General features: G+C 50.8%; 14 protein-coding genes. 8 read left to right on the top strand and 6 right to left on the bottom strand.

The genetic code is table 11. The annotated features are described in order from the left end of the window. Positions 1-83: 83 nt before the first annotated feature. From HV229_RS06285 to HV229_RS06270, 4 genes are all read left to right on the top strand, one after another. On the top strand, positions 84-458 hold the full coding sequence (locus tag HV229_RS06285; protein ID WP_047358987.1) for a DUF2799 domain-containing protein: 375 nt from the start codon (positions 84-86) through the stop codon (positions 456-458). Between the two features lie 159 nt (positions 459-617). Continuing rightward, the gene (locus tag HV229_RS06280; protein ID WP_016157185.1) at positions 618-1136 is read left to right on the top strand and encodes a YfiR family protein; all 519 of its coding nucleotides are present in this window, start codon (positions 618-620) and stop codon (positions 1134-1136) included. Continuing rightward, entirely contained in the window at positions 1129-2355 is a 1227-nt protein-coding gene (gene dgcN / locus HV229_RS06275; RefSeq protein ID WP_016157186.1) for a diguanylate cyclase DgcN, read from the top strand. The genes HV229_RS06280 and dgcN overlap by 8 nt, the downstream gene beginning before the upstream one ends. A 10-nt stretch (positions 2356-2365) precedes the next feature. Next, positions 2366-2848 carry an OmpA family protein gene (locus HV229_RS06270; protein WP_047358988.1) on the top strand — a complete coding sequence of 161 codons (483 nt, stop codon included), beginning with the start codon at positions 2366-2368 and terminating at the stop codon, positions 2846-2848. Positions 2849-2975: 127 nt separating this feature from the next. Here HV229_RS06270 and rplS read toward each other — a convergent pair whose 3' ends face one another. The 5 genes from rplS to ffh form a co-directional block, all read right to left on the bottom strand. Next, complete coding sequence (gene rplS / locus HV229_RS06265; protein WP_002914145.1) at positions 2976-3323, bottom strand: 50S ribosomal protein L19; 348 nt, start codon at positions 3321-3323, stop codon at positions 2976-2978. A 41-nt stretch (positions 3324-3364) separates the two neighbouring features. Then, entirely contained in the window at positions 3365-4132 is a 768-nt protein-coding gene (gene trmD / locus HV229_RS06260) for a tRNA (guanosine(37)-N1)-methyltransferase TrmD (protein WP_016157187.1), read from the bottom strand. Positions 4133-4176: 44 nt separating this feature from the next. After that, complete coding sequence (rimM, locus tag HV229_RS06255) at positions 4177-4725, bottom strand: ribosome maturation factor RimM (RefSeq protein ID WP_003031230.1); 549 nt, start codon at positions 4723-4725, stop codon at positions 4177-4179. Positions 4726-4743: 18 nt separating this feature from the next. Beyond that, a complete protein-coding gene (rpsP, locus tag HV229_RS06250) occupies positions 4744-4992 on the bottom strand; it encodes a 30S ribosomal protein S16 (protein WP_003031228.1) in 249 nt (82 codons plus the stop codon). A gap of 253 nt (positions 4993-5245) precedes the next feature. Continuing rightward, a complete protein-coding gene (gene ffh, locus HV229_RS06245) occupies positions 5246-6607 on the bottom strand; it encodes a signal recognition particle protein (protein WP_003031226.1) in 1362 nt (453 codons plus the stop codon). A gap of 165 nt (positions 6608-6772) precedes the next feature. Here ffh and HV229_RS06240 point away from each other — a divergent pair, with 165 nt between their 5' ends. Together HV229_RS06240 and HV229_RS06235 are read left to right on the top strand one after the other, a co-directional pair. Next, the gene (locus HV229_RS06240; protein WP_003031224.1) at positions 6773-7564 is read left to right on the top strand and encodes an inner membrane protein YpjD; all 792 of its coding nucleotides are present in this window, start codon (positions 6773-6775) and stop codon (positions 7562-7564) included. A gap of 18 nt (positions 7565-7582) precedes the next feature. Next, entirely contained in the window at positions 7583-8872 is a 1290-nt protein-coding gene (locus HV229_RS06235; protein ID WP_008785520.1) for an HlyC/CorC family transporter, read from the top strand. Positions 8873-8922: 50 nt separating this feature from the next. On the opposite strand, the gene grpE is transcribed toward HV229_RS06235, so the two are convergent. Next, a complete protein-coding gene (gene grpE / locus HV229_RS06230; protein ID WP_003031221.1) occupies positions 8923-9516 on the bottom strand; it encodes a nucleotide exchange factor GrpE in 594 nt (197 codons plus the stop codon). A 122-nt stretch (positions 9517-9638) separates the two neighbouring features. On the opposite strand from grpE, the gene nadK reads away from it, so the two are divergent. Together nadK and recN are read left to right on the top strand one after the other, a co-directional pair. Beyond that, positions 9639-10517, top strand: coding sequence for an NAD(+) kinase (gene nadK, locus HV229_RS06225; protein ID WP_016154073.1), 879 nt, complete (start codon positions 9639-9641; stop codon positions 10515-10517). An 85-nt stretch (positions 10518-10602) separates the two neighbouring features. After that, positions 10603-12264 carry a DNA repair protein RecN gene (recN, locus tag HV229_RS06220; protein WP_016157188.1) on the top strand — a complete coding sequence of 554 codons (1662 nt, stop codon included), beginning with the start codon at positions 10603-10605 and terminating at the stop codon, positions 12262-12264. The last annotated feature ends 52 nt before the right edge of the window (positions 12265-12316 follow it).

Below are 12316 nucleotides of genomic sequence, written 5' to 3'. Positions count from 1 at the left end.
CACGCCCTCCATTGCGTACATTAAAATTTACACCATCCGGTATTGAGATCCACTATGCTTAAAAAAACGAGGGAGTACAGGCAATGAAGCAACTCATCAGCACTCTATTTCTATTACTTCTTAGCGGATGTCAGATAGATCCTTATACCCACGCCCCCACATGGACGGGAACCGCCTGGTACGACGCCGGAATACAAGATGCCATTTCGGGGTATGCCGTTAAAGATAATGAAACTCTTGCCGACAACTACAATGACCCCGAAGTCGATCGTACGGAATATCTTAAGGGTTATGCCGAGGGACAACGTAAAATCTGCCAGCCGGATTTTGTTTACGCCAGAGGTTTGACCGGGAAAACCTTTCCCTCAAGTTGTGATACGGTCGAAAATATTGACCAGTTACACAGTGCCTGGCAAAAAGGAGCAAACGAAGGTGCCACCTCAATAAGATTAAATTAAACAATAGCTTATATTTTATAAATTACTAAGATTTAACTTAAATCACTAATAGCTTTCCACCTGGCATAATGACGGCTTAGGAAAATAATGTTATTTTGTCCTAAATAATCTTGAATGTATTTTCGACGTTTTACGGCAAACGCTGGTAGGTAACTATTCATGAGCTATTCTTACCGACTCATACTTCTACTGGCACTGCTCCTGACCGGATTACCGCTGTACGCCCAAAGCGTTACGGAAGAAGCAAAATCTGTACGCGCTATGGTTTCCGGCATCGTTAGTTATACGCGCTGGCCTGCACTTTCCGGGCCCCCCAAACTGTGTATTTTCTCTTCATCGCGTTTTTCCAGTGTCCTGGGAGATACCAGTGCCGGAGCATTACCCTATCTTCCCGTCATCATTCGTACGGAACAAGAAATATTAGTTTCGCAGTGTGACGGTTTTTATTTTGGAAAAGAATCCCCTACTTATCAGGTGGAATTAAAGAATAAATATCCGTCTAAGGCATTGCTATTAATTGCCGAACAGAACCCCGAATGCGTTATTGGCAGCGCCTTTTGCCTCATAATTAAAGATGAAGATGTGAGATTTTCCGTAAATATGGATTCCCTTTCACGCAGTGGCGTAAGGGTCAGTCCGGACGTATTAATGCTTGCACGGAATCAGAAGCATGGATAAGGGCCATTCTCCCATAACACGCCCGACGTTTAAGCGGACATTACGGCGTATCAGCATAATCAGCGTTCTGGTAACTATGACGCTGATCTGGCTGCTGCTCAGCATTTCTTCGGTGCTGGCATTGAGACAGTATGCGCAAAAGAACCTGGATCTGACCGCTGCAACCATGACCCGCACACTTGAAGCAGCATTAGTTTTTTCTGATGGCGTCGCGGCCACTGAAACGCTGGCAGCACTGGGCCAGCAGGGGCAATTTTCCGTTGCAGAAGTTCGTAATAAAAACCAGAAGGTGATCGCCACCTGGCGCTATAACGCGCAGGATACCACTGAAAAAATCAGCGGACTTATCAGCCACTGGCTGTTCCCACAACCGGTCACTCAACCTATTTTGCATAATGGCAACGTCATCGGCGAAGTGCGATTGACTGCGCGCGATAGTGTTATCAGCCATTTCATCTATTTGTCGCTGGCCGTCCTTACCGGGTGCATTCTGTTGGCCTCTGGCATTGCATTAATGCTCACTCGTTATTTACATAATGGCGTCGTGGAAGCCCTGCAAAATATAACCGAGGTGGTACATGATGTTCGTACCAACCGTAACTTTTCACGGCGCGTTTCAGAAGAGCGCATTGAAGAGTTTCACCTTTTTGCCCAGGATTTTAATAGTCTTCTGGACGAGATGGAGGAGTGGCAACTTAAACTGCAGGCAAAGAACGCCCAGCTTTTGCGTACGGCGCTACACGATCCGCTGACCGGCCTGGCGAATCGCGCCGCATTTCGCAGCAGCATTAACGCCCTGATGAATGACCATGCCGCCCACAGCAGCTCCGCACTGTTATTCCTTGATGGTGATAATTTTAAATTTATTAATGATACCTGGGGCCACGCAGCGGGGGATCGGGTCCTGATTGAAGTTGCAAACAGGCTGGCCGAGTTTGGTGGTAATCGACATCACCCCTACAGACTTGGCGGCGATGAGTTCGCTATGGTGCTGTACAGCGTTCACTCTGAATACGAAGTTCAGCGGATCTGCGCGGCACTGTCACACGAGTTTAACCGACCTTTTGACCTGCATAACGGTCATCAGGCAAGCATGACACTCAGCATTGGTTTTGCGCTGACGTGGGAACATGCCTCTGCCGAGAAATTACAAGAACTTGCCGATAAAAATATGTATCAGGCCAAAAATTTGCGTTCTGAACGCATTATTAAAAAATAAGGACTTACACATGCTAAAACGTCTATCATCCCCGTTTCTTCTGCTTTTACTGATTTTGGCAGGCTGTCAGGCACCTCAGGGAAAATTTACCCCGGAGCAAATTGCAGCCATGAAATCGTACGGATTTACCGAAGCTTCCGGAGACTGGTCTCTTGGTCTGTCTGACAACATCCTGTTTGACAAAAACGACTATAAGCTCCGCCCTGAAAGTGAAAAGCAGATCCAGGAAATGGCATCCAAACTGGCAGCTACCGGGTTAAACCATGCGCGTATGGATGGTCATACCGATAACTACGGCGAAGACAGCTACAACGAAGCGCTGTCGCTCAAACGCGCGAATGTGGTCGCCGATGCCTGGGCACAGGGCGCCAATATTCCCCGCTCTAACCTGACAACTCAGGGACTCGGGAAAAAATACCCGATTGCCAGTAATCAGACGTCAAAAGGTCGTGCTGAAAACCGCCGGGTTGCAGTCGTGATCGCTACGCCGTAAAAGTCCTCAACTGGCTGCGCGCCGCGCAGCCATCCAATTGCAATAAAACAAAAGAGTAAGGTCGGAATAAAAAAAGGGCCAGCCTTTCGGCCAGCCCTTTTCTAACAGGATGTCGCTTGCGCGAATCTTAGTTAAGACGCTCTTTGATACGAGCAGACTTACCAGTGCGCTCACGCAGGTAGTACAGTTTAGCTTTACGAACAGCACCACGACGTTTAACAGCAATGCTGTCAACTACCGGAGAGTGAGTCTGGAAGACACGCTCAACGCCTTCGCCGTTGGAAATTTTACGAACAGTGAATGCAGAGTGCAGACCGCGGTTACGAATAGCGATAACCACGCCCTCGAATGCCTGCAGACGTTTTTTGGAACCTTCAACAACCCATACTTTCACTTCCACGGTATCACCCGGACGGAAGGAAGGTACGTCCTGCTTCATCTGCTCTTGTTCAAGTTGCTTAATAATGTTGCTCATAATTTAATCTCTTATCCTGGGTAAACTGATATTTGGGGGTCTCAGACCAGCCCATCATGTTTATGCTGCTGTTGTGCGTGTTCCGTTTTGAACTCCGCCAGCAACCTTGCTTGCTCTTCAGTCAGAGCCAGGTTTTCCAGAAGTTCAGGTCTTCTAAGCCAGGTCCGGCCCAGCGACTGTTTTAAACGCCAGCGACGTATCTCAGCGTGGTTCCCCGACAGTAACACTGCCGGTACTTCCATCTGTTCTAACACTTCAGGTCGGGTATAGTGCGGGCAATCCAGCAACCCATCAGCAAACGAATCTTCGATTGCTGAAGCTTCATGACCCAGAACTCCCGGAATAAACCGAGAAACGGAGTCGATCAGCGTCATTGCTGGTAACTCACCACCGCTGAGAACGTAATCGCCGATTGACCATTCTTCGTCAATTTCGGTTTGAATCACGCGCTCATCTATTCCTTCATAGCGACCACACACCAGAATCAGCTTTTGATTCGTGGCCAGTTCGCTAACGCCCGCTTGATCAAGCTTGCGTCCCTGAGGTGACAGATAAATCACCTTTGCGCCTTCACCAGCCGCAGCTTTTGCTGCATGAATGGCGTCCCGTAAAGGTTGCACCATCATTAACATCCCCGGTCCGCCGCCGTAAGGACGATCGTCCACGGTACGGTGCCGGTCATGAGTAAAGTCACGAGGACTCCAGCTCTGGATGTTCAGCAGGCCATTTTTTACTGCCCGGCCAGTTACCCCGTAATCGGTAATTGCGCGGAACATTTCTGGAAACAGGCTAACGATACCTATAAACACAAGCCAATCCCCATAACGCCGACTTTTACCGTTTATCCGGTGGTTTAAAAACCAGGATCCCAATCTACTTCGATAGTACGAGTAGCGAGATCGACTTTCTTGATAACCTGCCCATCGAGGAACGGTACAAGACGTTCCTTGATACCAAACGCATCTTTCAGGTTTGCCTTAATGACAATGACGTCATTCGAACCGGTTTCCATCATATCGACGACTTTACCGAGATCGTAACCTTCAGTGGTCACTACCTGGCAGCCCATAAGGTCTTTCCAGTAGTAGGAACCATCTTCCAGCGCTGGCAACTGCGAGGAATCCACGACAATTTCGCAATTTGTCAGTAGATTCGCCGAATCACGATCGTCAACGCCTTTCAGCTTGATGATCAGATCCTGATTGTGGTGCTTCCAGCTTTCCAGCTGTACTTGCTGCCACTGACCCGCCTTCTGGATAAACCAGGGCTGATAGTCAAAAATGCTTTCGGCGTCTTCAGTGGAAGAAAACACTCTGAGCCAACCACGGATACCGTAAGAAGACCCCATTTTCCCCAAAACGATGGGTTCCACAGGAGCCTGCGCGGCGAGTTGCTTGCTCATCATGACCACCGTGACAGATTAAGCTGCTTTGTTTGCTGCTTTGATCAGCGTAGCTACGCGATCAGAAATAGTCGCGCCCTGGCCAACCCAGTGAGCGATGCGATCCAGATCCAGGCGAGTGCCTTCTTCTTTTTCGCTAGCGATTGGGTTAAAGAAGCCAACGCGCTCGATGAAGCGACCGTTGCGTGCATTACGGCTGTCGGTAACAACAACCTGGTAGAACGGACGCTTTTTAGCGCCGTGACGAGCTAAACGAATAGTAACCATAACATCCTCTTGTGTGAATAAAACACCCAGGCCCCATCGAGGAACGGAGCCCGGGTGTCATATTAAAAGCCCGAAAATTTTACTGATTTCTGGGAAAAAAGCAATCAACATGTGATGAGGCTTTATACCAGGGCGTTACCATTGCAGCCAGTTTGGCGTCGGCGTGCGCGCAGAAAGCGGAACGTACATGCAGTATGTGAGCATTTCGAGCCCACCCCGGCGTCAAAAAGGCAAATTAGGTAGCCCGATATATTTATCTACCAGGGAAGCCTGGCGGCATCATACCCTTCATGCCACGCATCATCTTCGCCATACCGCCTTTCTTCATTTTCTTCATCATGCGCTGCATGTCGTCGAACTGTTTCAGAAGGCGGTTTACGTCCTGTACCTGCATACCGCAGCCGGCAGCAATACGGCGTTTACGGGAACCTTTGATGATTTCCGGCTTAGCGCGTTCTTTCATCGTCATCGAGTTGATGATGGCTTCCATACGCACCAGCACTTTATCGTCCATCTGCGATTTCACGTTGTCTGGGATCTGCCCCATGCCCGGCAGCTTGCCCATCAGGCTTGCCATGCCGCCCATGTTTTTCATCTGGTTGAGCTGCTCAAGGAAATCGTTGAGATCGAAGCCGTCGCCTTTTTTCAGCTTGCTGGCTAATTTCTCTGCCTGCGCGCGGTCAACCTTGCTTTCGATATCTTCGATCAGCGACAGCACGTCACCCATGCCGAGAATACGCGAAGCAATACGATCCGGATGGAACGGCTCCAGCGCTTCGGTTTTCTCGCCGACGCCGAGGAATTTAATTGGCTTGCCGGTGATATGACGAATAGAGAGCGCCGCACCACCACGAGCATCACCATCAACTTTGGTCAGCACGACACCGGTTAACGGCAGCGCTTCGTTGAAGGCTTTTGCGGTATTCGCGGCATCCTGACCGGTCATGGCGTCGACCACAAACAGCGTTTCAACCGGCTTGATAGAAGCGTGGACCTGTTTGATTTCGTCCATCATCGCTTCATCAACGTGCAGGCGACCGGCGGTATCCACCAGCAGCACGTCGTAGAATTTGAGTTTAGCTTCTTTCAGCGCGGCGTTAACGATATCGACCGGCTTCTGGCCGACATCCGACGGGAAGAAGTCCACACCGACCTGCTCGGCCAGCGTTTCCAGCTGTTTTATCGCCGCCGGGCGATAAACGTCCGCGGAGACCACCAGCACTTTCTTCTTGTGCTTCTCACGCAGGAATTTCCCCAGCTTACCGACGCTGGTCGTTTTACCCGCCCCCTGCAGACCAGCCATCAGCACAACGGCTGGCGGCTGTGCAGCCAGATTCAGGGTCTGGTTTTCTTCGCCCATTGCCGCAACCAGTTCGTTACGGACAATCTTGACGAACTCCTGACCCGGCGTCAGGCTTTTGTTAACTTCATGACCAACCGCTTTCTCTTTTACGCGATTGATAAACTCACGCACTACCGGCAGCGCTACGTCAGCCTCCAGCAGCGCCATGCGCACTTCGCGCAGCGTCTCTTTAACGTTGTCTTCAGTAAGGCGTCCACGGCCACTGATATTGCGCAGCGTGCGCGACAAACGATCGGTTAAATTATCAAACATTGTCTCTCGCCTGGGGTGGAAACGGTCGGTCGCGACAGCGACACATCAACAGAAATTTGTCGCAGTATAACATGAAGCCGCCTTTGTTGTTATGCAACGGTTGGAGCAGCGGTCACGTAACGCTATACTGCTTTTCTTTATCACTGGCCAACTGTCGACACCTATATGCCCGTTTTTGCTCTGCTCGCCCTTGTCGCCTACTCAGTCAGCCTTGCGCTGATTATTCCCGCTCTGCTGCAAAAAAACAGCGGCTGGCGGCGTATGGCTATTCTCTCTGCGGTCGTCGCGCTGGTAAGTCATGCTATCGCCCTGGAAGCGCGAATTCTGCCCGGCGGTGAAAGCGGACAAAACCTGAGTCTGTTGAACGTCGGCTCACTGGTTAGCCTGATGATCTGTACGGTAATGACTATCGTCGCTTCCCGCAATCGTGGCTGGCTATTGCTGCCCATTGTCTACGCCTTTGCGCTAATCAACCTGGCCTTCGCCACGTTTATGCCGAACGAGTTCATCACCCATCTCGAAGCTACACCGGGCATGATGATTCACATCGGGCTATCGCTATTCGCTTACGCCACGCTGATTATCGCCGCACTGTATGCGCTGCAACTGGCATGGATCGACTACCAGTTGAAAAACAAAAAACTGGCCTTCAGCAATGAGATGCCGCCGCTAATGAGTATTGAGCGGAAAATGTTTCATATCACCCAAATTGGCGTGGTTCTGCTGACGCTCACCCTGTGCACTGGCCTGTTTTACATGCATAACCTGTTCAGTACCGAGAACATTGATAAAGCCGTTCTCTCTATCGTGGCATGGTTTGTCTATATCGTTCTGTTGTGGGGGCATTACCATGAAGGCTGGCGCGGACGTCGCGTCGTATGGTTTAACGTCGCAGGCGCAGGCATTCTAACGCTGGCCTATTTCGGCAGTCGTATCCTGCAGCAGTTCGTGAGTTAAATCTTTAAGGAACCCTACGTGGAACACATCTCCACCACCACGCTCATTATCACGCTTCTCATCATGGTGGTCATTTCCGCCTATTTTTCCGGTTCTGAAACCGGAATGATGACCCTGAATCGCTATCGTCTACGTCATCGGGCCAAGCAGGGAAATCGTCAGGCAAAACGCGTTGAAAAGCTACTTCGTAAGCCGGACCGCCTGATAAGCCTGGTGCTCATCGGTAATAATCTGGTGAATATTCTGGCCTCCGCGCTCGGCACCATTGTCGGTATGCGCCTGTATGGCGATGCGGGTGTCGCCATTGCCACTGGGGTACTGACGTTTGTCGTGCTGGTTTTTGCCGAAGTACTGCCCAAGACTATTGCTGCGCTGTATCCAGAAAAAGTCGCCTATCCGAGCAGTGTACTGCTGGCTCCACTGCAGATTCTGATGATGCCGTTGGTGTGGCTACTCAACACCATCACGCGGCTACTTATGCGCATGATGGGCATCAAAACGGATATCGTGGTGAGCGGTTCGCTGAGTAAAGATGAACTGCGAACGCTGGTGAATGAATCGCGCTCGCAAATTTCACGCCGTAACCAGGATATGCTGCTGTCAGTGCTGGATCTGGAAAAAGTCAGCGTCGATGACATCATGATCCCGCGTAACGAAATCATCGGCATTGATATTAACGATGACTGGAAGTCAATCGTGCGTCAGCTTTCGCACTCTCCACACGGCCGTATTGTGCTGTACCGCGACTCGCTGGACGACGCCATCAGTATGCTGCGCGTACGTGAAGCCTGGCGATTGATGGCAGAGAAAAAAGAGTTCACCAAAGAGACTATGTTACGTGCCGCCGACGAAATTTATTACGTCCCGGAAGGTACGCCTCTCAGCACCCAGCTCATTAAGTTTCAGCGAAACAAGAAGAAAGTGGGTCTGGTTGTCAATGAATATGGCGATATTCAGGGGCTGGTCACGGTCGAAGATATTCTGGAAGAGATTGTCGGCGACTTCACCACTTCAATGTCACCCACGCTTGCCGAAGAGGTAACGCCGCAGAATGATGGCTCGGTGATCATTGACGGCAGCGCCAACGTTCGTGAAATCAATAAGGCGTTTAACTGGCACCTGCCGGAAGATGACGCACGTACCGTGAATGGTATTATTCTTGAAGCGCTGGAAGAGATCCCGGTTGCCGGCACGCGTGTGCGCATTGGACAGTACGATATCGATATTCTCGACGTGCAGGACAATATGATTAAACAGGTGCAGGTATTGCCGGTCAAACCGCTACGGGAAAGCGTGTCGGACCAGTGAGAGTAATTCAGGCCGGGTAGCGCGTGAGCATTACCCGGCCTGAAGGCTGATTAGCCTTTGGCTTTCGCCACAGAGACCATCGCGGCGCGGATGGTACGTCCGTTCAGGGTATAGCCTTTCTGCATCACCATCAGCACATTACCGGCAGCAACGTCGTCAGACTCTACCATTGCAATTGCCTGGTGCACGTTCGGGTCCATCGGCACATCGATATCCGCAACCACCTGTACACCAAACTTCGCCACGACATCCAGCATTGACTTACGGGTCAGCTCAATACCTTCAACCATCGCCGCCATAGCGTCATTATCTTTATCCGCAACTTCCAGCGCGCGGTCCAGGCTATCCAGCACCGGCAGCAGTTCGTTGACGAATTTTTCCAGCGCAAACTTATGCGCTTTTTCTACGTCCAGTTCGGTACGACGACGCAGGTTTTCCATTTCCGCTTTGATACGCAACACGCTGTCGCGCTCGCGAGTTTCGGCCTCAGCAAGCTGAGCTTCCAGATTCGCAATTTTTTCATCGCGCGGATCCACCTGCTCAGCAGAAGCGTCTGATTCAACCGCCTCAACTTCTTCGTGCTGATCCATGATAATTTCTTCCGGGGCTTGCCCCTCAGGCGTTTTCTGTTCTTTACTACTCATGAATTTCTCCGCGTTTTTTTCGCATTCATCTCGCTAACTTGGCTTATTATGGGGATCAGATTCAGGGATTCAAGGGAAGTACTCACATTGTCACTAATCTTCGTTACAAGGACCTCGAGAAAATGAACAAACATTTCAAGTGTATTGGCATTGTGGGGCATCCACGTCACCCCACTGCACTGACCACACATGAAATGCTCTACCGTTGGCTGTGCACCAAAGGTTATGAGGTTATCGTTGAGCAACAAATCGCTCACGAGCTGCAGCTGAAAAATGTGAAAACCGGTACGCTCGCAGAAATTGGCCAACAGGCAGACCTCGCCGTGGTAGTCGGCGGCGACGGCAATATGCTGGGCGCCGCTCGCACCCTGGCACGTTATGACATCAAGGTTATTGGCATTAACCGCGGCAACCTCGGTTTTTTGACCGACCTTGACCCAGACAATGCCCAGCAACAGTTAGCTGACGTGCTGGAAGGCCACTACATCAGCGAAAAGCGCTTTTTACTCGAAGCTCAGGTGTGTCAACAGGATTGCCAGAAGCGCATTAGCACTGCCATCAATGAAGTTGTGCTGCACCCCGGGAAAGTGGCGCACATGATTGAATTTGAAGTCTATATCGATGAAATTTTTGCCTTCTCCCAACGTTCAGATGGGCTGATTATCTCGACGCCGACCGGCTCTACCGCCTACTCGCTCTCTGCCGGAGGCCCAATTCTGACGCCTTCTCTGGATGCCATTACGCTGGTACCCATGTTTCCGCATACGCTTTCCGCGCGACCGCTGGTGATCAACAGTAGCAGCACCATTCGCCTGCGCTTTTCCCATCGCCGTAACGATCTGGAGATCAGCTGTGACAGCCAAATCGCCCTACCTATACAGGAAGGTGAAGACGTATTGATTCGCCGCTGTGATTATCATCTGAACCTGATACATCCAAAAGATTACAGCTATTTCAACACATTAAGCACTAAGCTTGGTTGGTCAAAAAAATTATTCTAATTTAACGCCAACCTCTTTACTGTATAAAAAACCAGTTTATACTGTATGAAATTACAGTTATGGTTTTTCATACAGGAAAACAGCTATGTTGGCACAACTGACCATCAGCAATTTTGCTATCGTTCGTGAACTTGAGATCGATTTCCAGAACGGAATGACCGTTATCACCGGTGAGACCGGTGCGGGTAAGTCCATTGCCATTGATGCTCTCGGTTTGTGTCTGGGCGGACGCGCAGACGCAGACATGGTGCGTGCAGGCGCCATGCGAGCCGACCTCTGCGCCCGTTTTGCCTTAAAAGATACCCCCGCAGCCCTGCGCTGGCTGGAAGAGAACCAGCTTGAGGAAGGCCGTGAGTGTTTGCTGCGTCGCGTTATCAGCAGCGATGGCCGCTCCCGTGGATTTATTAACGGAACCGCCGTTCCGTTATCGCAGTTGCGCGAGCTGGGCCAGTTACTTATTCAAATCCATGGCCAGCATGCGCATCAGCTCCTGACAAAATCAGAACACCAAAAATCCCTGCTTGATGGTTACGCCAATGAAGCGTCTCTGACCCAGGAAATGGCTGCGCGCTACCAACTATGGCACCAAAGTTGCCGTGACCTGGCGCATCATCAGCAACAAAGCCTGGAACGCGCAGCCCGGGCGGAATTGTTGCAATACCAGTTAAAGGAACTGAACGAATTCAATCCGCAGCCGGGTGAGTTTGAGCAAATTGATGAAGAGTACAAGCGCCTGGCTAACAGTGGGCAATTACTCACCACCAGCCAACAGGCGCTGGCTATCCTGGCAGATGGTGAAGACATCAATCTGCAAAGCCAACTGTACACCGCAAAACACCTGGTCACTGAACTGGCAGGCATGGACGGAAAACTTTCAGGTATTCTGGATATGCTGGAAGAGGCCACCATCCAGCTCAGCGAAGCCAGCGACGAGCTGCGCCACTATTGCGATCGTCTGGATTTAGACCCTAACCGCTTGTTCGAACTCGAACAGCGTATCTCCAGGCAAATCTCGTTGGCGCGTAAGCATCATGTTGCCCCTGAAGTGCTGCCACAGTTCTATCAGTCGTTGCTGGATGAACAACAGCAACTGGACGATCAGGCCGACTCGCTCGAAACCTTAACCCTGGCGGTGAACAATCACCACCAGCAGGCGCTGGAAACGGCAAAAATGCTGCACCAACAGCGTCAGCATTATGCGCAGGAACTGGGACAACTTATTACAGAGAGCATGCATGCTCTCTCGATGCCGCACGGTGTCTTTTGCATTGATGTGAAATTTGAGGAGCATCATCTGAGCGCAGACGGTGCCGATCGCGTGGAGTTTAAAGTAACCACTAACCCAGGTCAGCCGTTACAACCAATTGCGAAAGTCGCTTCCGGCGGGGAACTGTCACGTATTGCGCTGGCTATTCAGGTCATTACAGCACGTAAGATGGAAACGCCTGCGCTAATTTTCGATGAGGTGGATGTTGGTATCAGCGGCCCGACGGCTGCGGTAGTGGGTAAAATGTTGCGACAGTTGGGCGAGTCAACGCAGGTAATGTGTGTTACTCACCTGCCGCAGGTTGCGGGCTGTGGTCATCAACATTTCTATGTCAGCAAAGAAACAGATGGCGCGATGACGGAAACACACATGCAGCCGCTTGATAAACGCGCGCGCCTGCAGGAATTAGCCCGTCTACTTGGCGGTAGCGAAGTGACGCGCAATACCCTCGCAAATGCAAAAGAACTGCTGGCGGCATAAACTTTTTTACCTTGTGAAGGTCTGAGTTCAACATAAAATCGCCGACCGACCC

Source organism: Citrobacter sp. RHBSTW-00524, assembly GCF_013747755.1.
GTDB lineage: Bacteria > Pseudomonadota > Gammaproteobacteria > Enterobacterales > Enterobacteriaceae > Citrobacter > Citrobacter braakii.
This window is presented reverse-complemented; position numbering and strand designations above follow the sequence as displayed.

What these genes read in the sequence shown, in the direction of transcription:
- HV229_RS06285 (WP_047358987.1), top strand. Translation starts at nt 84, where the DNA reads ATGAAGCAACTCATCAGCACTCTATTTCTATTACTTCTTAGCGGATGT.
- HV229_RS06280 (WP_016157185.1), top strand. Translation starts at nt 618, where the DNA reads ATGAGCTATTCTTACCGACTCATACTTCTACTGGCACTGCTCCTGACC.
- dgcN (WP_016157186.1), top strand. Translation starts at nt 1,129, where the DNA reads ATGGATAAGGGCCATTCTCCCATAACACGCCCGACGTTTAAGCGGACA.
- HV229_RS06270 (WP_047358988.1), top strand. Translation starts at nt 2,366, where the DNA reads ATGCTAAAACGTCTATCATCCCCGTTTCTTCTGCTTTTACTGATTTTG.
- rplS (WP_002914145.1), bottom strand. Translation starts at nt 3,323, where the DNA reads ATGAGCAACATTATTAAGCAACTTGAACAAGAGCAGATGAAGCAGGAC.
- rimM (WP_003031230.1), bottom strand. Translation starts at nt 4,725, where the DNA reads ATGAGCAAGCAACTCGCCGCGCAGGCTCCTGTGGAACCCATCGTTTTG.
- rpsP (WP_003031228.1), bottom strand. Translation starts at nt 4,992, where the DNA reads ATGGTTACTATTCGTTTAGCTCGTCACGGCGCTAAAAAGCGTCCGTTC.
- ffh (WP_003031226.1), bottom strand. Translation starts at nt 6,607, where the DNA reads ATGTTTGATAATTTAACCGATCGTTTGTCGCGCACGCTGCGCAATATC.
- HV229_RS06240 (WP_003031224.1), top strand. Translation starts at nt 6,773, where the DNA reads ATGCCCGTTTTTGCTCTGCTCGCCCTTGTCGCCTACTCAGTCAGCCTT.
- grpE (WP_003031221.1), bottom strand. Translation starts at nt 9,516, where the DNA reads ATGAGTAGTAAAGAACAGAAAACGCCTGAGGGGCAAGCCCCGGAAGAA.
- nadK (WP_016154073.1), top strand. Translation starts at nt 9,639, where the DNA reads ATGAACAAACATTTCAAGTGTATTGGCATTGTGGGGCATCCACGTCAC.
- recN (WP_016157188.1), top strand. Translation starts at nt 10,603, where the DNA reads ATGTTGGCACAACTGACCATCAGCAATTTTGCTATCGTTCGTGAACTT.